Below are 21,078 nucleotides of genomic sequence, written 5' to 3'. Positions count from 1 at the left end.
GCCCCTCATGTCCCCGACGGCGCGGACCAGACGGGCGGGCGGCATGGCGCAGCGGACGGATCAGAGACGGAACGGCCAGGGCGGACTCGCCCCGGCCGCCGCCACGGCGCTGGCGGTGGTGGGGGCGCTCGGCTTCGCCAAGCTGTTAGAGCCCGTGCTCGGCCTGGAGAACATCGACCTCGTGTTCCTGACCGCCGTCGTGGCGATCGCGGCCCGCTACGGCCTGGGGCCCTCCATCGCGGCGTCGATCGCGACCGTGCTGGCCTACAACTTCTTCTTCCTGCCGCCGCTCTACACCTTCGTGGTGTCGGACCCCAGGCACGTCGCCGCCCTGGTCTTCTTCACCATCGTGGCGGTCATCACCAGCAATCTCGCGGCCCGGGCGCGCCAGCGCGCGCTGGAAGCCCGCAGCCGGGCGGAGACCAACGAGGCGCTGTTCGCCTTCAGCCGCGACATCGCCGACACCCAGGCCGGGGACGACCTGCTCGGCGCCACGGTCGCCCGGGTGGCCAGGCTGATGGGCCGGGACGTGATCCTGCTGCTGCGCGACCCGTCCGGCGCGCTGGAGATCGGGGCGGCCTCGCAGGCCGGAGCCGAAGCGTCGGACCTCGAGCGGCAGGCCGTCCAGTCGGCCTGGAGCGACGCCGCGAGGGCCTCCGGCGTGAACCGCGAGGTCCTGCGCTTCGGCGAGCGGTTCTACTTTCCCATGCGCACCAGCCGCGGCGTGACGGGCGCGGTCGGACTGGGCCCCTCGCAGGACGGCTCCCTGTCGGCCGAGGACGAACGGCTCGTGCGGGCGCTGGCCGACATGATCGCCGTCGCGGTGGAGCGCACCAGGCTCGCGGCGGAGCGCGACGAGGCGCGGCTCGCCGCGGAGGCGGAGCGGTTGCGCTCGGCCCTGCTGAACTCGCTTTCGCATGACCTGAAGACGCCGCTCGCCTCCATCACGGGCGCGATCACGGCGCTGCGCGAGTATGGCGCGCTCTACGACGCGGCCTCGCGCGACGAACTCGCCGCCACGATCCAGGAGGAGGCCGAACGCATGACCCGCTTCGTCGGCAACCTCCTGGACATGACGCGGCTGGAGGCCGGCGCCGTCCGGCTCCATCGCGAGACGACCGATGTGGGCGAAGCGATCGGGGCGGCGCTGCGGCGCACGGCGGCGCTGACCAGGGACCACCGGATCGTCGTGCAGGTCGCCGGCGAGCTCCCGCTCCTGGATCTCGACGCCACGCTGCTCGAACAGGCGCTCGTCAATCTGGTCGACAATGCGGTCAAATATGCGCCGGCGGGCTCCGCCGTGACGCTCTCGGCCAAGGTCCAGGCGGACGCGGTCAGGATCGAGGTCGCCGACGAGGGGCCGGGCTTGCCGGCCGACGCGCCCGAGCGGGTGTTCGACCTGTTCTATCGCGCCCCGGCGGCGGGGCCGCGGCCGGCCGGGACCGGGCTCGGGCTGGCGATCGTTCGCGGCTTCGTGGAAGCCCTGGGCGGGTCCGTTTCGGCGCGCAACGGGCCTGGAGGGCGCGGCGCCGTGTTCACGCTGGCCTTCCCGCTGACGCTCGCCTCCCCGGCCCCTGGAGCCGACGCATGACCACGCCCGCCATCCCGCTGCTGGTCGTCGACGACGAGGGTCCGATCCGCCGGCTCCTGCGCACGAGCCTCGGCGCGCAGGGCTACCGCGTGCTGGAGGCCGCCACCGGAGCCGCCGCGCTCGCCGCGGCCGCCCGCGACGCGCCCGACGCGATCCTGCTCGATCTCGGCCTGCCGGACATCGGCGGCCTGGAGGTGATCCGCCGCCTGCGCGCCTCGGGCGACCCCACGCCCATCATCGTGCTCTCGAGCCGGGACGACGAGCGGGGCAAGGTGGAGGCCTTGGACCTCGGGGCCGACGACTATGTCACCAAGCCCTTCGGCATGGCCGAGCTGGTCGCCCGTATTCGCACGGCGCTGCGCCACCGCGTCCAGCAGCAGGGGGCCGAAGCGGTGTTCCGCAGCGGCGACCTCCTCGTCGACCTCACGCGCCGAATCGTCCAGGTCGGCGGCGTCGACGTGAAGCTGTCCAACAAGGAGTGGGCGATCCTGCGGGTCCTGGTCCTGAACGCCGGCAGGGTGCTGACCCACAAGGCGCTGATGCAGGAGGTGTGGGGGCCGACCGTCGACGTGCAGTATCTGCGCATCTATGTGCGCCAGCTGCGCCAGAAGATCGAGCGGGACCCGGAACGGCCCGAGCACATCGTGACGGAAACAGGCGTGGGCTACCGCCTGACCGACGCCGGGTGACGGCCCCGCGCCCGCCTGCGGCCCGGGGTAGCTAGAGCGCAACTTTCCCGGCCGTGACGCGTTTGCGCCCGTGTCAGCCTCCAGCGAGACGGTCCCCATGCTTCCTTCGCCCGCGCCTTCCGCCCCGCGTCGCTCAAGGACCCGGGGCGCCGTCCGATGAGCGCCGGGACGATGCGGGCGGCCCGCCTGGAGGCCCCCGGGCGGGCGACCGTGGTCGAGGCTCCCCTTCCGGTCCCCGGGGCCGGGCAGGTCCGGATCCGTCTCGAAGGCTGCGGCGTCTGCGCCTCCAACCTGACGCCCTGGGCCGGGCCGGACTGGATGGAGTTTCCGACCCAGCCGGGCGATCTCGGCCATGAGGGCTGGGGCGTCGTCGACGCGCTGGGCGAAGGCGTCCAGGGGCTCGCCCTCGGCTACCGGGTCGCGGCGCTCTCCTTCAGGAGCTACGCCGAATACGACGTGGCGGACGCCCGGAACGTCGTCAGGCTCCCGGACGCTCTGGCCGGACAGCCCTTCCCCGGCGAGCCGCTGGGCTGCGCCATGAACATCTTCCAGCGCAGCGGCGTGGAGGCCGGCCAGACCGTCGCCATCGTCGGCGTCGGCTTTCTCGGGGCCATCCTGACCCGCCTCGCCACGGAGGCCGGGGCCAGGGTCATCGCCATTTCGCGCCGGGCGTACTCGCTCGACCTCGCGCGGCGCATGGGGGCGGCCGAGACGATCCCGATGGAGGATCACAACGCCATCATCGCCCGGGTGAAGGACCTCACGGGCGGCGTCTTCTGCGACCGGGTCATCGAGGCGGTCGGCAAGCAATGGCCGCTCGACCTCGCGGCCGAGATCACCCGCGAGCGCGGACGGCTGATCGTGGCCGGCTACCACCAGGACGGGCCGCGCCAGGTGAACATGTGGCTGTGGAACTGGCGCGGCCTCGACGTCATCAACGCCCATGAGCGCGACCCGAAGGTCTACATGCAGGGCATCCGCGAGGCGGTCGACGCGGTGGCGTCCGGCCGGCTGGACCCGTCGGGCCTTTACACGCACCGCTTCCCGCTGGAGCGGCTGGGCGAGGCCCTGGACGCCACGCGCGACCGGCCGGACGGCTTCCTCAAGGCGCTGGTGACCTTCTGATGGCGGCGCGTCGCCCCCGCATCGGCTTTCTCGGCGTCGGTTGGATCGGCCGCCACCGCATGCAGGCCATCCTGGAGACCGGGCTCGTCGAGGCGGCCGCCGTCGCCGACCCCTCGCCCGAGATGGCGCAGGAAGCCGGGCGCCTCGCCCCGGACGCCCTGCAGGCCGCCACGCTGGACGACCTGCTGGACGCCGGGGTCGACGGCGTCGTCATCGCCACCCCGAGCGCGCTGCACGCCGAGCAGGCGATCCGGGCGCTGGAGCGCGGCGTCGCGGTGTTCTGCCAGAAGCCTCTCGGCCGCACGGCCGCGGAGGCCGCAGCCGTGGTGGAGGCGGCCCGCAGGGCCGACCGCCTGCTCTGCGTCGACCTCTCCTACCGCTTCACCGAGGGCATGGCGAAGATCCGCGACGTGGTCGCCTCGGGGGGACTGGGGCGCGTCTACGCGGTCGACCTCGTCTTCCACAACGCCTATGGGCCGGACAAGCCGTGGTTCTACGATCCGGCCCAGTCGGGCGGCGGCTGCGTCATGGATCTCGGCGTCCACCTCGTCGACCTGGCGCTGTGGACGCTGGGCTTTCCCGGCGTGACCGGCGCGACCAGCTCGCTCTTCGCCGGGGGCGAGCCGCTGGCCGGCCACGCCGACCGGGTGGAGGACTACGCCGTCGCGTCCCTCACGCTGGAGACCGGCGCGGTGGTCCAGCTCGCCTGTTCGTGGCGGCTGCAGGCCGGCTGCGACGCCATCATCTCGGCCGCCTTCTATGGGACAGAGGGCGGCGCGGCGCTGCGCAACGTCGACGGCTCCTTCTACGACTTCCGCGCCGAGCGCTTCCGCGGGACCGCCCGGGAGGAGCTCGCCGCGCCGCCGGACGCCTGGGGCGGCCGGGCGGCGGCCGACTGGGCCCGCCGGCTGGCGGCCGGCGAACGGTTCGACCCGCAAGCCTCACGGCTCGTGGACATCAGCCGCGTCCTCGACCGGATCTACGGGCGCGCCGGTTCCTGATCGGCCCGGCTCGTGCGAGCCTCGGGCGATTCGGCCCCGCGCCTGCCGCGACCCACACTGACGGACGAGGACGACATGCCGGCGATAGCGATCCATGGCGGATGCGGGGTGATGGCCAAGCTCGGCCTCTCGGAGGACGAGTGGCGCGCCGCGCGCGAGGACCTGGCGCGGGCGCTCCGGGCGGGCTGGGCCCGCCTGCAGGCCGGCGGGAGCGCCGTCGACGCGGTCGAGGCCGCCGTGACGACGATGGAGGACTCGCCGCATTTCAACGCCGGCCATGGGGCCGCCTTCAACGCCGCCGGCGAGAACGAACTCGACGCCGCCATCATGGACGGCGCCACGCTGGGCGCCGGCGCGGTCTGCGCGGCGCGGCGCATCCGCAACCCCGTCCGGGCCGCCCGTGCGCTGATGGAGGGCGGCGAGACCGTGATGCTGACGGGCGACGCCGCCGACCGCTTCGCCGCCGCGGCCGGCCTGGCGGTCGAGGACCCCGCCTATTTCGGCACCCCGCGGCGCCGGGACGCGCTCGCCTCCATGCAGGCGCGCCTGCGCGCCGGGACGGCGGCCGAGGCCAGCGAGGCCGAGAAGCACGGCACCGTCGGGGCGGTCGCGCTCGACGCGAAGGGCCATCTGGCCGCCGCCACCTCGACGGGCGGGTTCACCAACAAGCCGGTCGGCCGCGTCGGCGACAGCCCGGTCATCGGCGCCGGGACCTATGCGCGCGACGGCGTCTGCGCGGTGTCGGGCACCGGCAAGGGCGAGTACTTCATCCGCCATGTGGTCGGGCACGAGATCGCCAGCCGCATGGCCTATCTGGGCGAGGACGTCGAGACGGCCGCGCGCCACGTCGTCATGGAGGACCTGGCGCCCCATCGGATCGGAGCCGGGCTCGTCGCCATCGACGCGCAAGGGCGCATCGCCGCGCCCTACAACACCGACGGCATGTTCCGCGGCTGGATCGGGGCGGACGGACGCCTCAGCGTCGCCACCCATGACGAGGTCTTCGCGCTCGGGCCGGCCGGCTGAGCCGCTCAGGAGAGGTCGGCGAAGCGTCGGGCCAGCAAATAGGCGACCGTGGCCGAGACCGCCGTCACGGTCGCGCCCCAGGCGATGTCGACCAGCGCCATGGCGGGCGTGTAGCCGCGCAGCGTCGCCCAGTTGGTGAGGTCGTAGGTGGCGTAGGCGAAGAAGCCGAACAGCGCGCCATAGAGCGCCGCGTCGGTCCATTGGCCCGAGCGCACGGCCGGCATCATGGCGAAGATGACGATGCCGACGACATAGAGCAGGTAGAAGGCGGCGGCGACCGGCAGGTTGGGCTTGTCGAGCAGCAGCGCGCCGATCTGCTCCACGTAGAACTTGCGCGCCACGATCGACAGCCAGGCGAGATCGAGGGGCAGCATCACGGCCGCCGCGCAGAGATAGAGGATGATGGCTCGCTTCATGCCCGAACGTCCGCTCCGAAAGCGCGGCCGGAAGGTCGGACGCCTCCTGTGTGCGTACCGGACGCCAAGCTGGATCACGACGGCGGGCACGAGAGGGTGATTCGACGCAGCCCTCCACTTGCGGCAGAGTGCGATCGGGGGGCGCGTCCACTCGCGGGTGCTCGCGATGTTCGAGTTCGCTGAATTCCAGAAGCCCTGCCCGGGCTGCGGCAACAGGACTCCCAGCCTGTTCACCTGGGCCAAGACCGACAACAAGCTGCTCTGCATGCGCTGCGGCGGCGCGATCGAGCTGCCCGAAGCGGCCCGCTTCATGCGCTTCCGGTTCGCCCAGACGGGAGCGCTGCTCACCGAGGCCGAGCGCAAGGTCTTCGAAGACACGCACTGAGGCTGCGGCCGCGCTCCCGGCGGGAGCGCAGCCGGGGCGCGTCAGGCGTCGAGCAGGTGCTCGATGCGGATGGGCAGACTGCGGATGCGCTTGCCGGTGGCGTGGTGGACGGCGTTGGCGACCGCCGCGTTGGTCCCCACATTGCCGAGTTCGCCCAGGCCCTTGATGCCGGACGGATTGACCAGCTGGTCCTCCTCCGACAGCAGGATCACCTTGACCTCCGCCACGTCGGCGTTCACCGGGATGAGATATTCCGCGAGGTTGTCGTTGACGTAGCGGGCCGCCCGCACGTCGATCTCGGTCCGCTCGTGAAGGGCCGAGCCAAGGCCCCAGATCAGGCCGCCCATCAGCTGGCTGCGCGCCGTCCGGGGGTTCATGATGTGGCCCGCCGCGAAGGCGCCGACGAGCCTGGGCGCGCGGATCTCGCGCGTCCGCGCATGCACGCGCACCTCCACGAACTCCGCCCCGAAGGCGTACTGGATTCGGTCCTTCAGCCGCGACCCGCCGGTGATGCCAGACTTGCCCGCATAGAGCCCCGCGAGGGCGTCCGGGCTGGAGCCATGCGGGACGAACTCGCCATATTCCTCGATCGCGCCCGCGCCGAGCGCCTTGAAGAGTTCGCCGACGTCGTGGAACTCGCCGCCGGGGCCGATGAGCTTGCCCTGGGCGATGGTCCAGCCGGACAGGCCCGCGCCGGGGCCGCCGACCGAGGCCGTCGTCTGCGGCTCGGCCCGCGCCACGAGGCGGCCGATGATCCGCTCGCAGGCCAGCGCCACGGCCGAGCAGACGCTCGCGGTCGAGATCGAGCCGCCGGCCACCGGCGCGGGCGGGAGCTGGGTGTCGCCCATCACGACGTCGACGTCCTCCAGCGGCACGCCGAGCTTCTCGGACGCCATCTGGGCCACCACCGTGTAGGCGCCGGTGCCGATCTCGTGGCCCGCCGTCTCCACCCGGACGCCGCCCTGCGGGCGGTAGCGCACGCGCGCCGCCGCCGGGGCGAGCTGCGTCGGATAGCAGGCGGTGGCGCAGCCCCAGCCGATCAGCCAGTCGCCGTCCCGCATCGAGCCGGGACGCCTGTCCCGGCCCGACCAGCCGAAGGCTTCGGCGGCCGCGTCATAGCACTGCATCAGCGAGCGGCTGGTGTAGGGCAGGCCCTTGATGGGCTCGTTCATGGTGTCGTTGACGCGCCGGAGCTCGACCGGGTCCATGTCGAGCTTGAAGGCGAGCTCGTCCATGGCGCTCTCCAGGGCGAACATGTAGGGCACCTCGGGCGGCGAGCGCATGAAGCCCGGCGTGTTGCGGTCCGCATGGACGATGTTCACCTTGGTGAATACGTTCGGGACCTTGTACATGCGCGCGGTCGTGTCCGTGCCGGCCACCATGTAGGCGTCCGGCCGGGATGTGACCTCCCACCCCTCGTGCGACAGCGCCGTCAGCCGGCCGTCGCGCGAGGCGCCGAGGCGCACATGGTGGCGCGTCTCCGCCCGGTAGGTCGCGACCGTGTAGCCCTGGTCGCGCGTGGTCACGAGCTTCACCGGCCGGCCCAGGCGGCGCGCCGCGATGGCCACGAGCGCAGTGCGGGGCGTGATCGCTCCCTTCGAGCCGAAGGCCCCGCCGATGAAGCGGCTGACGATGCGGATGTCCTGCTGGTCCATCCCGAGCTGTTCCGCCAGCCCGGCGCGCAGGCCGTAGACGGTCTGGCTGGGCTCGTGGACGGTCAGCTCGGCGCCCGACCACAGGCATGTGGTGGTGAAGAGCTCGATGGGGTTGTGATGCTGGGTCGGGGTCTCGTACCAGCCCTCCACGACCACGTCGGCGGTCGCGAGCGCCTGCTCGGCGTCGCCGACCTGCGGGTCCTCGTGCTTCTCGCTGGCGTCCTTGGCGGACCGCTCCTGCGCGCCGGGAGCGTCGAAGCCGGCCGAGGGCCGCTCGGCGAAGTAGCGCGCCTTCAGCCGGTAGGCGGCGTCGCGCGCCGCCTCGAAGGTGTCGGCCACCACCATGGCGACGATCTGGCCGTCGTGGAAGATCTGGTCGGTCTCCAGCGGCCGGATGCTGGTGGAGGCGGTCCCGCCCTGGCTGATCATCGTGGCGGCCTTCACCTCGCCCGAGGCGTTCTGGTGCGTGAGCACGTCGAGCACGCCCGGCATGTCCAGCACCGAGGCGGGATCGATGGACAGGACCTTGCCCTTGGCGATGGGGCTCGTGACCAGGACCGCGAAAGCCGGGTTGGCGACCGGCATGTCGGAGGCGTAGCGGGCCGCGCCGGTGACCTTGAGGCGGCCGTCGATGCGCGGGGCCGGCTGGCCCATATTGACTTTGGGTTCGGGTGCGGCGTCGACCATCGGTCAGCCCTCCATCTCGGCGGCTTGAATGAGCGCCCGGACCAGCGTCTCCTGGCCGAGTTTCACCTTGAAGGCGTTGTCGCCTGAGGGCCTCGCCCGCTCAAAGGCGGCGCTCGCGGCCTTGCGGGCCAGGTCCTCGTCGAAGCGCTGGCCGCGCAGGACCTCCTCGGCTTCGTAGGCGCGCCACGGGATGGCGGCCACGCCGCCCAGCGCCACGCGGGCGTCCCGGACGGTATCGCCGTCGAGGTCGAGGGCGACCGCCGCCGAGGCCAGCGCGAAGGCGTAGGATTCGCGGTCCCGGACCTTGAGATAGAGCGAGCGGCGGGCCCAGGGCTTCGCCGGGACCGTGATGGCGGTGATCAGCTCGCCCGGGTCCAGCACCGTCTCGATCTCCGGCGCATCGCCCGGCAGGCGGTGCAGGCGCGCCGCCTCGATGCGGCGGCGGCCGCGCGGGCCGACGGTCTCGACCGCGCCGTCCAGCGCCACGAGAGCCTGGGCGAAGTCGCCCGGGTAGCTGGCGATGCAGTGCTGGCTCACGCCCAGCACGGCGTGCAGGCGGTTCACGCCGCCCAGCGCCGAACAGCCCGAGCCGGGTTCGCGTTTGTTGCAGGCGTCCCAAGACGTGTCGCGGAAATAGGGGCAGCGCGTGCGCTGCAGAAGGTTGCCGCCCAGCGTGGCCATGTTGCGCAGCTGCGCGCTGGCGGCCAGCAGCAGGCTCTGCGACAAAGCCGGGTAGTCGCGCTTCACCGTCTCGTCGTCGGCCACCATCGCCATCGGGGCCAGCGCGCCGATGCGCAGTCCGCGCTCGCTGGCCTGGACGCCGCGCATGTCCGGCTCCTGCTCGGCGAGGCCCTTGACGTCGACCAGCGCCTGCGGGCGCATGACGTCGAGCTTCATGAGGTCGACCAGGGTCGTGCCGCCGGCCAGGAACGCCGCCGGGGAGGAGACCGCGGCGCCGCGGCCGACATCGGCGAGGCTGACGGCCTCGCGCACGGTCTCGGGCCTGCTGTACTGGAACGGGCGCATGGGTCAGCCCTCCATCCGGTCGCGCGCCTGCTCGACGGCGGCGACGATGTTGGGATAGGCGGCGCAGCGGCACAGGTTGCCGCTCATGAATTCGCGGATCGCCGCCGGCGAGGAGGCATGCCCCTCCTGCACGCAGGCCACGGCCGACATGATCTGCCCGGGCGTGCAGTAGCCGCACTGGAACGCGTCATGATCGATGAAGGCCTGCTGCATGGGGTGAAGGTCGCCCTGCGCCCCGGCGAGCCCCTCGATGGTGGTCACTTCGCGCCCTTGGACGCTGACCGCCAGCGTCAGGCAGGAGAGGACGCGGGCGCCGTCGAGATGCACCGTGCAGGCGCCGCATTGGCCGTGGTCGCAGCCCTTCTTGCCGCCGGTCAGGCCCACATGGTCGCGCAGGGCGTCGAGCAGGCTGGTGCGGACGTCCAGCGCCAGCCGGTGCTCCTGTCCGTTGATCCTGAGCCGCATTGGGACGGGCTCGGCCGGGTCCCGCTCGCGCCGCGTCTGGGCGGCGGCGGGTCCGGCGAGGCTGTCGGCCACGAGCGGGGCCGCGAGGGTGGAGGCTGACGCCCCCAGGAAATGTCGGCGGTTGACGGCCGGCCGCGTCGCGTCGTCGCTAGCCATGGGAGGCTCCGGTCATGGGGGGTGAACCTGTCCCCCCAACGGCGCCCCGGGCGTGCGGTTCCGGCCGGCCTGGCCTTGGGCGCCCGTGGCGCTGCGCCGCAGCCGGCGCGGCTCGCCCCGGCTCAGTCCCAGAGATGGCGGTTCCACATATGAGTGCAGATGCGGTAGTCGGCGCCATCCATGCGGCACAGGAACAGGTATTTGCCCGAGACCGTGCGGTGGTTGTCCTTCATGTGGAAGGCGTAGACGCCGATCTCCTGGACCATGTCGGGGGCGATCGCGCGCCGGTCCTCGCAGGTGATGGTGACGGCCGAGGCGTGCTCGGCGAAGCTCGCCCAGAAGCCCCCGGCGCCGGACCGGCCGCGCACCACGCCCGAGTTGATCGGCACGACGACCGCGTCCTCGGCGTAGAGATCCTGGATGGCGGAGTGATCCTGCGCGTTGAACGCGGCGAACCAGGCGTCGTTGAGCCTCGCCAGGGCCTGCTCGTCGATGGTCATCGCCAAGTCCCTTCCTGCGATTTCTCCGCATATTGCAACTCTACGTTGAGATTTTCCTCATAGGCTAACTTGGGTGTCTTCCGTCGCGGTGTCCTGATGCTGGAAAAATCCTGGCGAGGCCGGTTCGTCACGAGGCTCGTGAGCCATGTCTCGCAGTCCGACCAGGAGCGGGGCTCCGGCGCGGATCACGATCCGTTCCGGGCCGCCGCGGCGCGCCACGAGCGACCGCATGAGAGACTGTTCCCTTACGACGTCGTCGACAAGAAGGCCGAGCAGGAAGCCCGTCGCGGGGCGGCCGGCCGCTTCCGCCCCACCCCCAAGCCGGCCCCGACCACGGCCGACCCGGAGCAGAGGGTCATCTTCAACAAGCCGGACCCGAAGGTCGTCGTCATCGTGACCGAGAAGCCGCGCCCCGGCCCCCAATGGCACTGGAAGGCGAACGGGCGGCAGCCGCCGGGCCAATAGGCGCGCCCTCCCCGTCCGGTCAGGGCGCAATGATCTTGTCGATGGTGATCGGCAGGTCGCGGATGCGCTTGCCGGTGGCGTGGAACACCGCATTGGCGATCGCCGCCGCCGTGCCGACGACACCGATCTCGCCCAGGCCCTTCACGCCGATCGGACTGACCTTGTCGTCGTGCTCCTCGACGAAGATCACGTCGATGTCGTGGATGTCGGCGTTCACCGGCACGTGATACTCGGCGAGGTTGTGGTTCATGAAGCGGCCCAGCGTGTGGTCGAGCAGCGTCTCCTCCTCCAGGGCCATGCCGAGGCCCATCACGACGCCGCCCAGGATCTGGCTGCGCGCCGTCTTGGGATTGAGGATGCGCCCGGCCGCGACGGCGTTGACGATGCGGGTGACCCGCACGACGCCCAGCTCCTCGTCGATCTTCACCTCGGCGAAGATGGCCGAATGGGTGTAGCCGGCATAGAGCATCTGCGTGATCCGGCTGGGCGCGGCGCTCTCCTCCTCCTCGATCGCATCGAGGCCGGCCCCGGCCAGGATCTCCGAAAAGCTCAGGCCTCGCGCCGCGTCCGACGCGAGCACGACGCGGCCGTCCCGGAACGCCACATGGTCGAGGTCGGCGTTGCCCAGCGGCGACCCGTCCAGCCCGCGCGCCGCCTTCAGGAGCGACTTGCGGGCCGACTCGCAGGCCGCCTGGACGGCGCTGCCGGCCGACGCGGCGGTCCAGGACCCGCCCTCGACGGGCGACTTCGGCAGCGACGAGTCGCCGAGCTTCACGTCCACCTTGTCGAGGGGCAGCCCGAAAGCGTCCGCCGCGAGCTGCGCCAGGATGGTGTAGGTGCCGGTGCCGATGTCGGCCGTCGCGCAGGCGACCTCGACGCCGCCGTCCCGCTTCACGGTCACGCGGGCGGCCGTCTTCTGCATCATGGCCTCCCAGACGCCGCTCGCCATGCCCCAGCCGACGAGCTCGCGGCCCTCGCGCATCGAGCGCGGCGCGGGATTGCGGTTCGACCAGCCGAAGCGCTCCGCGCCCTGCGCGTAGCAGGCGCGAAGCTCCTTGCTGGTGAAGACCTTGTCCTCGTCCTTGTCTTTGGCGTTGAAGTTGCGCAGCCTGAGCTCGACGGGATCGAGGCCGAGTTCGCAGGCGATCTCGTCCATGGCGGTCTCGAGCGCATAGACGCCCAGCGTCGCGCCCGGCGCGCGCATGTCGCAGGGCGTATAGGTGTCGAGCTTGGCGAGCCGGTAGGTGAGCTCGGCGTTAGGGACGTCGTACAGAAACCCCGACCAGTTGACGACGACCTCCTGGTAGTCCTCGAAATGCGAGGTGCCGGCCACGGCGTCGTGCTTGACGGCCTGCAGCTTGCCGTCGAGGTCGGCGCCGAGCGCCAGTTGCTGGATCGTATAGGGGCGGTAGCCGAGCGTGAAGGTCTGGTCGCGGGTGAGCTCCACCCGGACGGAGCGCTTCAGCTCCAGCGCCGCCATGACGGCCAGGAAGAGCTGGTGCTGCGGCCGCAGGCCCGACCCGAAGGCGCCGCCGACGAAGGGCGCGACGACCCGCACGTCCGCGCTGGACAGGCCGAAGACGCTGGCCACGTAGGACTGGCTGTTCTGCGAGCCCTGCGTCTTGTCGTGGATGGTGAGCTTGCCGTCGCCCTCCCACACCACCGTGGTGGCGTGAGGCTCCATCGGATTGTGATGCTCGACGGCGACGCTGTACTCGTTCTGCAGCTTCACGGGCGCGGCGGCCAAGGCGGCGTCGGCGTCGCCGCGGGGCTTGGGCGGCGGCTTCACGCCGTTGCGCTTCTTGGGCGGCGTGTAGGCCTCCTCGCGCTGGAGCTCCAGATTGGTGAAATGCTCCTCGGTCGCGTAGTCGACCCGGACCAGCGTGGCGGCGTAGCGCGCGGCCTCGTAGTCGTCCGCCACCACCAGGGCGATCGCCTGGCCGGCGAAGGCGATCGCATCGTCGTAGAGCGGCCGGAACGGCGAGCCCGGAGGCGCCGTCTCGTCGCGGTATTTGTAGTCGAACCAGGCCGTCGCCGGCCGGTTCTCATGCGTGAACACCTGGACGACGCCGGCCACCGCGAGCGCCTGCGAGGCGTCGATGCGCAGGATCCGCCCGCGCGTGACGGCGCTCGACACGATCACCCCGTGCAGCAGGCCGGGCGCGGCGAACTCGGCGGCGTAGCGGGCCTGCCCGGTCACCTTCAGCGGGCCGTCGACGCGGCTGCGCGGAGACCCCACATGCAAATCAGCGTTGCTCATGTCGGCGCCCTCACTGGATCCGCTTGTCGGTCTGCGATTGCGGCGTCCCGGCCGCGGCCTGGCCGAGCGCCCGCACGATGGCGCGGCGCGCCAGCTCGATCTTGAAGTCGTTGTGTCCGAACCCCTGCGCGCCGACGAGGAGGCGTTCGGCGGCCTGGGCGAACCGCTCCGGCGCCGGCGCCTGTCCCTCGAGGATCGCCTCGGCCTCCGGGACGCGCCACGGCTTGTGGGCGACGCCGCCCAGCGCCAGGCGGGCCTTCCCGATGACGCCGTCGCGCATGTCGAGCCCGACCGCGACCGACACCAGCGCGAAGGCGTAAGACAGCCGGTCGCGCAGCTTGAGATAGGTGTGATGCGCCGCGAAGGCGGGCCGCGGCAGGTCCACGGCGGTGATCAGCTCGCCGGGCCGCAGCGTGGAATCCGTCTCGGGCGCATCGCCGGGCAGGCGATGGAACTCGGCCATCGGGATGGCGCGCGCGCCGTCCGGGCCTTCGACCTGCACCACCGCCTCCAGGGCGGCCAGCGCCACGCACATGTCGGACGGATGGGTGGCGATGCACTGCTCGCTCGTCCCCAGGATGGCGTGGATGCGGTTGACGCCGTCGCGCGCCGAACAGCCCGAGCCGGGCTCGCGCTTGTTGCAGGGTGTCGCGGGATCATAGAAGTAATAGCAGCGCGTGCGCTGCAGCAGGTTGCCGCCCGTCGAGGCGGCGTTGCGCAGCTGCGGGGAGGCGCCGGCCAGGATGGCGCTGGCCAGCAGCGGGTAATCGCGCGCGATCCGCTCGTCATGGGCCAGGTTCGAATTGGTCACGAGCGCGCCGATGCGCAGCCCCTCGCCCTGGCTCTCGATGCGGTCCAGCGGCAGCCGGGTGATGTCGACGAGACGGCCCGGGCGCTCGACGTCGTATTTCATCAGGTCCAGGAGATTGGTCCCGCCGGCGATGACGCGCGCGGTCGGATCCCCGGCCAGCTCGCGCACGGCTTCGGCGGCGCTCTGGGCGCGCACATAGGAAAACGGGGTCATGGCCGGCCCCCCGGCAAGCCGGCGCGGTCGCCCGCGGCCATGGCCTGCTCAACGGCGGCGACGATGTTCACATAGGCGCCGCAGCGGCAGATGTTTCCGCTCATCAACTCGCGGATCTCGTCGCGCGTCCTGGCCCTGCCCTCGGCGATCAGCCCCACGGCGGAGCAGATCTGCCCCGGCGTGCAATAGCCGCACTGGAACGCGTCATGGTCGATGAAGGCGGCCTGGACCGGGTGGAGCTCGCCATCCTGAGCCAGCCCCTCGACGGTGACCACGCTCGCGCCGTCCTTCATGACCGCGAGGGTCAGGCAGGAATTGACCCGGACGCCGTCGACCAGGACCGTGCAGGCCCCGCACTGGCCGTGGTCGCAGCCCTTCTTGGTTCCGGTCAGGTCGAGATCGAGCCTGAGCAGTTCGAGCAGGGTCGTCCAGGGCTGGACCTGCAACGGACGCTCGACGCCGTTGATCGTGATGCGCACGGGGATGGCGTCCGGGAGCGCGGACGCAGTTCGGGATGGCGTGTTCACGGCAGGTCTCCGGTCGTGACGGGGAGCGTCGGCCTGGAGGCCCGGACGCGTCGTGCAAGATCAACCGGAGGCGCGGGGGATGGTTCCTCTCCGCTCCTGGCGCGAGCGGGCCGTGCTCAAACGTCGCACGGCGTAGGCCGGAGCTCAGGGGCTTTCCGAAGGGGCCGTCGCGACGCCCCTTCGTCCTGTGCGATGCAGCCCGGGAGGCTGTGTGATGCAGCCCGGAAGGGGGCCGCCAGGCTTCAGCGCCGGCGGCGCTGGGCTCTCACGGGAACCATGCGGCTCTCCGCATTGTCCTTGGCCTGCGCCACCATGAGAACGAGCGCGAAGGTGAGAGCCGGGACGATCAGGCCGGCCGCCGCAGCGGCATGGAGCGTCGACATCGGGGGTTTCTCCTGCAAGGTCCTGCACCAATGCAGATGAAGTTCAGTCTGTTCCCGGCGAGGCGGCGTCGCGACATGCGGACGCTCGCCCTTCTTCATGCTCGGCGCGCCCGTGGCGCGCGGCGTCTCGCCGGTCGGAGTCCGGCTGTCTCATGGGAGGCCGCGGACGCGCGACCGCGCCAACGGGGCGCGATCGGTGTCCGAGGCTTGGTCAACCCGCCGTGGCGGCCTTCGGGCGGCGGCCGCGCTTGGCCGGAGTGGGCGCTGGCGGGGGAGCGGGCTTGCGGCGGGCCTGACCGAGGCCCATGCTTTTGGCCAGCTCGGACCGCGACGCCGCGTAGTTCGGCGCGACCATCGGGTAGTCGGACGGCAACCCCCAGCGGGCGCGATAGTCGGCCGGGGTCATGCCGTACTTGGTCGACAAATGACGCTTCAATGACTTGAAGGTCTTCCCGTCCTCGAGGCAGACGATGTAGTCCGGGGTCACGGACTTCTTGATCGGAACCGCCGGGCGAAGCTCCTCGACCGGCTCTTCCTTCTTCCCGCTCGAGACGGCGACAAGGGCCGAGTGGACGCTTCCGATCACGCTCGCAAGCTCTTCACGCGACAACTTGTTGTTTGATACATACGCGGAGACGATGTCCGCCACGAGATCAATGAGGATGCTGTTGTCTTCTGACACGATGTGCTCCGATTTTTCAGCCTTATCAGCATACACCACTTGATTTATTTGAAAAGCACAAATCCTTGACGAAAGACGAGTAGCATACCTCGTTTAATTCCCGGTTTAGTTGCATTAGGTACGCAGGCTGCTTGTCTGGCTCCAAGGCCTTCGCTGGTCCCTGGTCCGCCTCCGGCCAGCCATTTTCTTGAGGTCCAAGCAAGATCACGACGAAACACCGTCCTGACTGGATGCGCCACGTGCCCCACAAGATGATTCTCGCTCTCTCGGCGCTCCTCGCCTTCGCCGAGCCCGCCAGCGCCGCCGCGTTGAAGATCGTCAACAAGACGAGAGAGCCGATCGCCGAAGTCCAGATCTCTCATGGGAGCGGCTGGGGTCCGCCACAACTGGACGGCAGGCCGATCCGCTTCGGCGAAAGCCGAACCCTGCGGTGGGTCGCCGACGGAAAGCGCCGGCTGATGCTGAAGAACGCCGGCGGGGAGGAGTGCATCCTGGACGGAATCGACTTCGAGGAGGGCAAGGTCCTGACCGTCACGGACCGCGTTCTGACCCTCTGCAAATAATTTGAAAAAAAGCGACGGAGCCATGGAACTCCGTCCGGGGCGGGGCGTTATCCCGTCGCATCACAGGAATGCCCCCTCCAAGATGCGCAGCGGCCCCCGCAAGTGCTCGTCATTTGCGGGGGCCTTTTTCGTTCAGGGCGGCGCGGCGGGGAGACCGGGCGCGAGCCGGGCCTCACGCGCCCGAGCGGCTGGCCACGAACAGCAAGGACTGCTCGCTCTCCTCCATCAGCACCCCGGCGACATGGCCGAAGCTCAGCGACTCGCCCGGCCTCGGGCTGACGCCGAGGACCACGAGCGTGTGCTTGCCCACCCGCGCCTGGCGGGCGATGGCCTGCTCGGCGGCCATGTTGACCCGCACGGCGGTGCGCACCGGCACGCCGAACTGGTCTCCCAGGCGCACGATGTCCTTCAGGATCGCCTCGTTCTGGCCGCGCATGACGCGGAACCGCCGCTGGCGCGTTCCGGTCTGATGGGCGCCGGCGACATAGAGCGCCGTGATGGGGCAGCGATGCGACCGCGCCAGCGCGAGCGCGATCTCGGCGCCCCGGCGCGACACCTCCGTGCCGGTGATGGCGACCAGGATGTTCATGTCGGCCCGCACGGGCTCGTCGCGCAGCGCGCCGCGGGCGCTGGCCAGCGCGAATGGGCCGTCGAAGCTTTCGGCGAGCCGCGTGAGCCGCGGGTGGAAGCCGCCCCTGGCGTCCGCCGAGGGCTCCACCCCGGCGATCAGGAGGTCGTAGCCCTTCGCCGCCTCCCGGGCGATCGCCTCCTCGTCCGGGCCTGACTGCACGCGCGTGGTGACGTCGACCTCCAGGGTGACCTCGTCCGGCTTCGGGTCGTCCTGGGCGGTGGCGGCCGCCTTCTTGACGGCTGTCTCGACGTCCAGGTCGACATCGGGCGCTCCATTCCCGAAGGGGACCGCGTCGGCCCCGAGGCGCACCACGGTGACCGGCAGGCCCCTCCCGCCGGCGAGCAGGCCGGCGATGCGCGATGCCAGCCGGCCGCTCTGGCTCTGGTCCGCCCCGACCAGGAGGCGCTCCAGCTGGGGCACGAAGCCCTTGGCCTCGAAGGTTTCCCGCTCGATGCGCTCCGCCTCCTCCGGGGTGATCGGCAGCCGTCCCAGCGCCCAGCGCAGCATCGGCGGCATCGCCATCGTGGTGATCACCGCCATGGCGACGATCATGGTGAAGAGGTTCTCGCTGAGCGCCCCGATGGACAGGCCGATCGAGGCGACGATCACCTCCGTCGAGCCGCGGGCGTTCATGCCGCAGCCGAGCGCGACGGATTCGCGGCTGCTCAGGCCGCCGAACCAGCCGCCCACGAAGGCGCCGCCGAACTTGCCCAGGCTGGCGATCAGCACGAGGCCGACCGTCAGCAGCGCGATCTCGCCGTTGCGCAGGATGGTGAGGTCGGCGCTGAGGCCGGCGAGCCCAAAAAATACGGGCATGAACAGCGCCACGATCAGGCCGCGCAGCTCTTCCTCGATGTGGCGCGTCAGGATGGGCGACTGCCCCACCAGCACGCCGGCCACGAAGGCGCCCAGCACGGTGTGCACGCCGATGGCGTTGGTGGCCAGCGCCATCAGGCCGGTGATCACCAGGATGACGGAGATCACCGCCATCTCGCTCACGAACGTGTCGTTGGCCCAGCGGATGGCCATGAACACCAGCTTGCGCCCGATCGTGAGGCTGATGGCCAGGAACGCGATGGTTCCGATCAGGCTGCGCGCCAGCGACGGCAGGTCGAAGGCGCCATGCAGGGCGATGCCGAAGGTGAGCGCGATGATGATCCAGCCGATCGTGTCGTCGATGATGGCGGAGGCCACGATCACCTGTCCGACATTGCGCCTCATGAAGTTCATCTCGCGCACCACCATGGCGACGATCTTCACCGAGGAGATCGAGAGCGCGGTGCCGAGGAACAGCGAGGTGATCAGCCGCAGCTCGGGCCGCGGCAGCATGGCTTCCGGCAGCATCTCGCCCAGCGCGAAGCCGCAGGCGAACGGCACGGCGACGCCCGCCACCGAGACGCTGAAGGCGGCCCGCTTGACCTTGCGGACGAGGCCCAGATCCGTCTCCATCCCGGTGAGCAGGAGCAGCAGCATGATGCCGAGCTGGGAGATGGCGTCCAGCATCGCCTTCTGGTCGCGCTCCGGCGGAAACAGGGCATGCTGCCACTCCGGCAGGAGCGCGCCGAACACGGACGGGCCGAGCACGATGCCGGCGATGAGCTGGCCCATGACGGCCGGCTGGCCCACCCGCTGCATCGCCTCGCCCAGCAGGCGCCCGACGACGATCAGCACCAGCACCTGGGCGATGAACAGCGCTTCGGATGGACCCTTGGCGCCCGGCGCCGAGGCCGCGTGCGCGGCCGTGGCCCACAGGGCGGCGGCGGCCAGGATCGGGAGAATGACGAAGGACGCCCGTCTCGGAAGGTCGGCACGACGGAAAGACGGCACGCAAGGTCCTCATGCGGAGATGCACGAGAACGATGCAGGCCTTGGAAAGATCCGACCGGCGCGCCTTCAGGCGCCCCGGGGCCGGATGGATCCGTCAGTAAAGGGCGCGCACCACGGTGCGCTCGACCACCGGGCAGGGCTGGGGCGTATAGGCGCGGTACCAGCCATGGCGCCAGCGATGCGGGGGGCTCTCGCAGTAGCCCTGGTAGCGGGCCGAGATGGGCACGCCCGCGTCGGCGACGACGGGACCGCGGAACTCGCCGTCATAGGAGATGATCGGAAGGTTGCGGACCGGCGGGGCGACGCAGGCGCCCAACGTCGTCGCCAAAACGCCCAGCACGATCACGCTCTTCATCGCCGTCTCCTGATTCGCCCAAGCCGTAGCATAAACCGTGCATCACGAGCGCACAGCCTACTGCAACCTATCAGTAGAGCAAAGTTGTATGAGCGTAGCTCCCCTGCACAGTAGTCCTTCGGCATCTCTGATTTCAGCATTTGTTAAGCACGAAGAGACAACATGACGGTCAGCGTTTGGAGCACCTCAGATGAATCTTGCTCGGGCTTACCCCGACCAGCAGAACGACGCGCTGGACGGCGCTGCGGCTGCGGCGTTCATTCAAGGCATTTCTGACCGCATCGACCAGCTCGGCGAAATCGTTGACATCGCCGGCGACGTCAACGACGTCGTCCGCGCGGTGTTCGAAAGGACGGCCGGGATCAACGACGTCGCCGTCGCGGCGGAGCAGATGATCCGAGCCAACGAGACCATCTCGACCACCGCCGAGCGGGCCCAGGCCTCGGCCCTGGACGTCAAGGAAGGGCTCGCGGCCGCCACCGGCGCGATCCGCGAAGGCCTGGACGGCGCGCGCGAGAATGTCGCGACCCTGTCGGAGGCGGCCAGCCAGTTCTCCTCCATCCTCAGCGAGGCGACCTCGACCATCCAGCGCGTCTCCGAATCGAGCGCGGCGATCAACTCGGTGGCGCGCGAGATCCAGCTCATCTCGATCAACGCCGGCGTCGAGGCGGCGCGCAGCGGCGTCGCCGGTCGGGGCTTCGCCGTCATCGCCAACGCCATCAAGGACCTCGCCGAGCAGACCCGCGCCGCCACGGCCGAGAACGCCCGGCAACTCGGGCTCCTGTCGCAGACCATCGAGCGCCTGTCCGAGCAGAGCCAGCAGAACGAGGTGAAAGCGCGCGCCGCCTCCGCCGAGAATGAGGGCATCGCCCAGCGGCTGCACGCCTTCGACGAGTTCGGGCGGCTCGTCCACCGCCTGGTCGAAAACATCGAGGGCATCGCGTCCCCGGTCGCCGAGAACATCCGCGTCTGCAACGGCGTGATCGAGCATCTGGACGTCGTCATCGACAATCTGGAGGGCTCGCGCAGCGACTACGCGGAGGCTTCGCGGCGGATCGACTCGCTCGTGCGCACCAGCCAGGAGCTGGTGGAGTACATCGCCGGCTCGGCCGTGCAGGCCAAGGACGGCAAGCTGATCGCCTCCGCCCAGGACGCCGCGACGCAGATCGGCCGGCTGTTTGAGCAGGCCATCGACCGCGGCGAGATCAGCCTGGCCGACCTCTTCGACGAAAACTACGCGCCCATCGCGGGCTCGAACCCGCCGCAGCACATGACGCGCTTCGTGCCGCTGACCGACCGGCTGCTTCCGGCCGTCCAGGAGCCGATCCTGGCCACCGACGAGCGCATCGCGTTCTGCGCGGCGGTCGACCGCAACGGCTTCCTGCCGACGCATAATCGCGTCTATTCGAAGCCGCAGGGCCGGGACCCGGCCTGGAACACGGCGAATTGCCGGAACCGACGCATTTTCAACGACCGCACCGGCCTCTCGGCGGGCCGCAACGTCAAGCGCTTCCTGGTGCAGACCTACCGGCGCGACATGGGCGGCGGAACCTTCGCCCTCATGAAGGACATTTCGGCGCCCATCCGCGTCAAGGGGCGGCACTGGGGCGGCTTTCGCATCGGCGTGAAGGTCTGACCT

The 21,078-nt window shown here is 70.7% G+C and carries 21 protein-coding genes; 9 read left to right on the top strand and 12 right to left on the bottom strand.

Annotated elements, in window-relative coordinates:
• The first annotated feature begins 43 nt into the window (after positions 1-43).
• The 5 genes from ABEG18_RS01980 to ABEG18_RS01960 all read left to right on the top strand — a co-directional run bounded on the left by ABEG18_RS01980 (position 44) and on the right by ABEG18_RS01960 (position 5,432).
• Positions 44-1,591: a DUF4118 domain-containing protein gene (locus ABEG18_RS01980; RefSeq protein ID WP_406856422.1), complete on the top strand. Its 1,548-nt coding sequence runs from the start codon at positions 44-46 to the stop codon at positions 1,589-1,591.
• Positions 1,588-2,280 (top strand): response regulator, encoded by a 693-nt coding sequence (locus tag ABEG18_RS01975; RefSeq protein WP_406856421.1) that lies wholly within the window; start codon positions 1,588-1,590, stop codon positions 2,278-2,280. The genes ABEG18_RS01980 and ABEG18_RS01975 overlap by 4 nt, the downstream gene beginning before the upstream one ends.
• 156 nt (positions 2,281-2,436) lie before the next feature.
• Complete coding sequence (locus ABEG18_RS01970) at positions 2,437-3,405, top strand: zinc-binding dehydrogenase (protein ID WP_406856420.1); 969 nt, start codon at positions 2,437-2,439, stop codon at positions 3,403-3,405.
• On the top strand, positions 3,405-4,406 hold the full coding sequence (locus ABEG18_RS01965) for a Gfo/Idh/MocA family protein (protein ID WP_406856419.1): 1,002 nt from the start codon (positions 3,405-3,407) through the stop codon (positions 4,404-4,406). The genes ABEG18_RS01970 and ABEG18_RS01965 overlap by 1 nt, the downstream gene beginning before the upstream one ends.
• A gap of 75 nt (positions 4,407-4,481) precedes the next feature.
• Positions 4,482-5,432: an isoaspartyl peptidase/L-asparaginase family protein gene (locus tag ABEG18_RS01960; protein WP_406856418.1), complete on the top strand. Its 951-nt coding sequence runs from the start codon at positions 4,482-4,484 to the stop codon at positions 5,430-5,432.
• A gap of 5 nt (positions 5,433-5,437) precedes the next feature.
• Here the strand turns inward: ABEG18_RS01960 and ABEG18_RS01955 are convergent, their stop codons facing one another.
• On the bottom strand, positions 5,438-5,848 hold the full coding sequence (locus ABEG18_RS01955) for a DUF2177 family protein (protein WP_406856417.1): 411 nt from the start codon (positions 5,846-5,848) through the stop codon (positions 5,438-5,440).
• Positions 5,849-6,014: 166 nt separating this feature from the next.
• Between ABEG18_RS01955 and ABEG18_RS01950 the strand changes: the two genes are divergently transcribed.
• Positions 6,015-6,233 carry a hypothetical protein gene (locus tag ABEG18_RS01950; protein ID WP_406856416.1) on the top strand — a complete coding sequence of 73 codons (219 nt, stop codon included), beginning with the start codon at positions 6,015-6,017 and terminating at the stop codon, positions 6,231-6,233.
• Positions 6,234-6,274: 41 nt separating this feature from the next.
• Here ABEG18_RS01950 and ABEG18_RS01945 read toward each other — a convergent pair whose 3' ends face one another.
• The 4 genes from ABEG18_RS01945 to ABEG18_RS01930 all read right to left on the bottom strand — a co-directional run bounded on the left by ABEG18_RS01945 (position 6,275) and on the right by ABEG18_RS01930 (position 10,722).
• Positions 6,275-8,575 carry a xanthine dehydrogenase family protein molybdopterin-binding subunit gene (locus ABEG18_RS01945; protein WP_406856415.1) on the bottom strand — a complete coding sequence of 767 codons (2,301 nt, stop codon included), beginning with the start codon at positions 8,573-8,575 and terminating at the stop codon, positions 6,275-6,277.
• Positions 8,576-8,578: 3 nt separating this feature from the next.
• On the bottom strand, positions 8,579-9,601 hold the full coding sequence (locus tag ABEG18_RS01940; protein ID WP_406856414.1) for an FAD binding domain-containing protein: 1,023 nt from the start codon (positions 9,599-9,601) through the stop codon (positions 8,579-8,581).
• 3 nt (positions 9,602-9,604) lie between these two features.
• Positions 9,605-10,222, bottom strand: a complete 618-nt coding sequence (locus ABEG18_RS01935; RefSeq protein ID WP_406856413.1) for a (2Fe-2S)-binding protein — start codon at positions 10,220-10,222, stop codon at positions 9,605-9,607.
• A gap of 122 nt (positions 10,223-10,344) precedes the next feature.
• The gene (locus ABEG18_RS01930) at positions 10,345-10,722 is read right to left on the bottom strand and encodes a YybH family protein (protein WP_406858513.1); all 378 of its coding nucleotides are present in this window, start codon (positions 10,720-10,722) and stop codon (positions 10,345-10,347) included.
• 96 nt (positions 10,723-10,818) lie between these two features.
• On the opposite strand from ABEG18_RS01930, the gene ABEG18_RS01925 reads away from it, so the two are divergent.
• Positions 10,819-11,187: a hypothetical protein gene (locus ABEG18_RS01925; RefSeq protein WP_406856412.1), complete on the top strand. Its 369-nt coding sequence runs from the start codon at positions 10,819-10,821 to the stop codon at positions 11,185-11,187.
• Between the two features lie 19 nt (positions 11,188-11,206).
• On the opposite strand, the gene ABEG18_RS01920 is transcribed toward ABEG18_RS01925, so the two are convergent.
• The 5 genes from ABEG18_RS01920 to ABEG18_RS01900 form a co-directional block, all read right to left on the bottom strand.
• Positions 11,207-13,447, bottom strand: a complete 2,241-nt coding sequence (locus ABEG18_RS01920; protein ID WP_406856411.1) for a xanthine dehydrogenase family protein molybdopterin-binding subunit — start codon at positions 13,445-13,447, stop codon at positions 11,207-11,209.
• Positions 13,448-13,457: 10 nt separating this feature from the next.
• Complete coding sequence (locus ABEG18_RS01915) at positions 13,458-14,471, bottom strand: FAD binding domain-containing protein (RefSeq protein WP_406856410.1); 1,014 nt, start codon at positions 14,469-14,471, stop codon at positions 13,458-13,460.
• Positions 14,468-14,956, bottom strand: coding sequence for a (2Fe-2S)-binding protein (locus ABEG18_RS01910; protein ID WP_406858512.1), 489 nt, complete (start codon positions 14,954-14,956; stop codon positions 14,468-14,470). Before ABEG18_RS01910 ends, ABEG18_RS01915 begins: the two co-directional genes overlap by 4 nt.
• Positions 14,957-15,240: 284 nt before the next feature.
• Positions 15,241-15,381, bottom strand: coding sequence for a hypothetical protein (locus ABEG18_RS01905; RefSeq protein ID WP_406856409.1), 141 nt, complete (start codon positions 15,379-15,381; stop codon positions 15,241-15,243).
• Positions 15,382-15,592: 211 nt separating this feature from the next.
• Positions 15,593-16,063 carry a MucR family transcriptional regulator gene (locus tag ABEG18_RS01900; protein WP_406856408.1) on the bottom strand — a complete coding sequence of 157 codons (471 nt, stop codon included), beginning with the start codon at positions 16,061-16,063 and terminating at the stop codon, positions 15,593-15,595.
• 239 nt (positions 16,064-16,302) lie between these two features.
• Here ABEG18_RS01900 and ABEG18_RS01895 point away from each other — a divergent pair, with 239 nt between their 5' ends.
• Positions 16,303-16,626: a hypothetical protein gene (locus ABEG18_RS01895; protein WP_406856407.1), complete on the top strand. Its 324-nt coding sequence runs from the start codon at positions 16,303-16,305 to the stop codon at positions 16,624-16,626.
• Between the two features lie 172 nt (positions 16,627-16,798).
• On the opposite strand, the gene ABEG18_RS01890 is transcribed toward ABEG18_RS01895, so the two are convergent.
• Together ABEG18_RS01890 and ABEG18_RS01885 are read right to left on the bottom strand one after the other, a co-directional pair.
• On the bottom strand, positions 16,799-19,084 hold the full coding sequence (locus tag ABEG18_RS01890) for a cation:proton antiporter (RefSeq protein WP_406856406.1): 2,286 nt from the start codon (positions 19,082-19,084) through the stop codon (positions 16,799-16,801).
• A 94-nt stretch (positions 19,085-19,178) separates the two neighbouring features.
• Entirely contained in the window at positions 19,179-19,439 is a 261-nt protein-coding gene (locus ABEG18_RS01885; protein ID WP_406856405.1) for a hypothetical protein, read from the bottom strand.
• 190 nt (positions 19,440-19,629) lie between these two features.
• On the opposite strand from ABEG18_RS01885, the gene ABEG18_RS01880 reads away from it, so the two are divergent.
• Positions 19,630-21,075 carry a methyl-accepting chemotaxis protein gene (locus ABEG18_RS01880; protein WP_406856404.1) on the top strand — a complete coding sequence of 482 codons (1,446 nt, stop codon included), beginning with the start codon at positions 19,630-19,632 and terminating at the stop codon, positions 21,073-21,075.
• Positions 21,076-21,078: the final 3 nt, after the last annotated feature.

Origin of the sequence: Alsobacter sp. KACC 23698 (genome assembly GCF_045348435.1) — a bacterium.
GTDB lineage: Bacteria > Pseudomonadota > Alphaproteobacteria > Rhizobiales > Beijerinckiaceae > Alsobacter.
Note: the sequence above shows the minus strand (reverse complement) of the source record. Positions and strands in the feature narration are given on the sequence as shown.

What these genes read in the sequence shown, in the direction of transcription:
- ABEG18_RS01980 (WP_406856422.1), top strand. Translation starts at nt 44, where the DNA reads ATGGCGCAGCGGACGGATCAGAGACGGAACGGCCAGGGCGGACTCGCC.
- ABEG18_RS01975 (WP_406856421.1), top strand. Translation starts at nt 1,588, where the DNA reads ATGACCACGCCCGCCATCCCGCTGCTGGTCGTCGACGACGAGGGTCCG.
- ABEG18_RS01970 (WP_406856420.1), top strand. Translation starts at nt 2,437, where the DNA reads ATGAGCGCCGGGACGATGCGGGCGGCCCGCCTGGAGGCCCCCGGGCGG.
- ABEG18_RS01965 (WP_406856419.1), top strand. Translation starts at nt 3,405, where the DNA reads ATGGCGGCGCGTCGCCCCCGCATCGGCTTTCTCGGCGTCGGTTGGATC.
- ABEG18_RS01960 (WP_406856418.1), top strand. Translation starts at nt 4,482, where the DNA reads ATGCCGGCGATAGCGATCCATGGCGGATGCGGGGTGATGGCCAAGCTC.
- ABEG18_RS01955 (WP_406856417.1), bottom strand. Translation starts at nt 5,848, where the DNA reads ATGAAGCGAGCCATCATCCTCTATCTCTGCGCGGCGGCCGTGATGCTG.
- ABEG18_RS01950 (WP_406856416.1), top strand. Translation starts at nt 6,015, where the DNA reads ATGTTCGAGTTCGCTGAATTCCAGAAGCCCTGCCCGGGCTGCGGCAAC.
- ABEG18_RS01945 (WP_406856415.1), bottom strand. Translation starts at nt 8,575, where the DNA reads ATGGTCGACGCCGCACCCGAACCCAAAGTCAATATGGGCCAGCCGGCC.
- ABEG18_RS01940 (WP_406856414.1), bottom strand. Translation starts at nt 9,601, where the DNA reads ATGCGCCCGTTCCAGTACAGCAGGCCCGAGACCGTGCGCGAGGCCGTC.
- ABEG18_RS01935 (WP_406856413.1), bottom strand. Translation starts at nt 10,222, where the DNA reads ATGGCTAGCGACGACGCGACGCGGCCGGCCGTCAACCGCCGACATTTC.
- ABEG18_RS01930 (WP_406858513.1), bottom strand. Translation starts at nt 10,722, where the DNA reads ATGACCATCGACGAGCAGGCCCTGGCGAGGCTCAACGACGCCTGGTTC.
- ABEG18_RS01925 (WP_406856412.1), top strand. Translation starts at nt 10,819, where the DNA reads ATGCTGGAAAAATCCTGGCGAGGCCGGTTCGTCACGAGGCTCGTGAGC.
- ABEG18_RS01920 (WP_406856411.1), bottom strand. Translation starts at nt 13,447, where the DNA reads ATGAGCAACGCTGATTTGCATGTGGGGTCTCCGCGCAGCCGCGTCGAC.
- ABEG18_RS01915 (WP_406856410.1), bottom strand. Translation starts at nt 14,471, where the DNA reads ATGACCCCGTTTTCCTATGTGCGCGCCCAGAGCGCCGCCGAAGCCGTG.
- ABEG18_RS01905 (WP_406856409.1), bottom strand. Translation starts at nt 15,381, where the DNA reads ATGTCGACGCTCCATGCCGCTGCGGCGGCCGGCCTGATCGTCCCGGCT.
- ABEG18_RS01885 (WP_406856405.1), bottom strand. Translation starts at nt 19,439, where the DNA reads ATGAAGAGCGTGATCGTGCTGGGCGTTTTGGCGACGACGTTGGGCGCC.
- ABEG18_RS01880 (WP_406856404.1), top strand. Translation starts at nt 19,630, where the DNA reads ATGAATCTTGCTCGGGCTTACCCCGACCAGCAGAACGACGCGCTGGAC.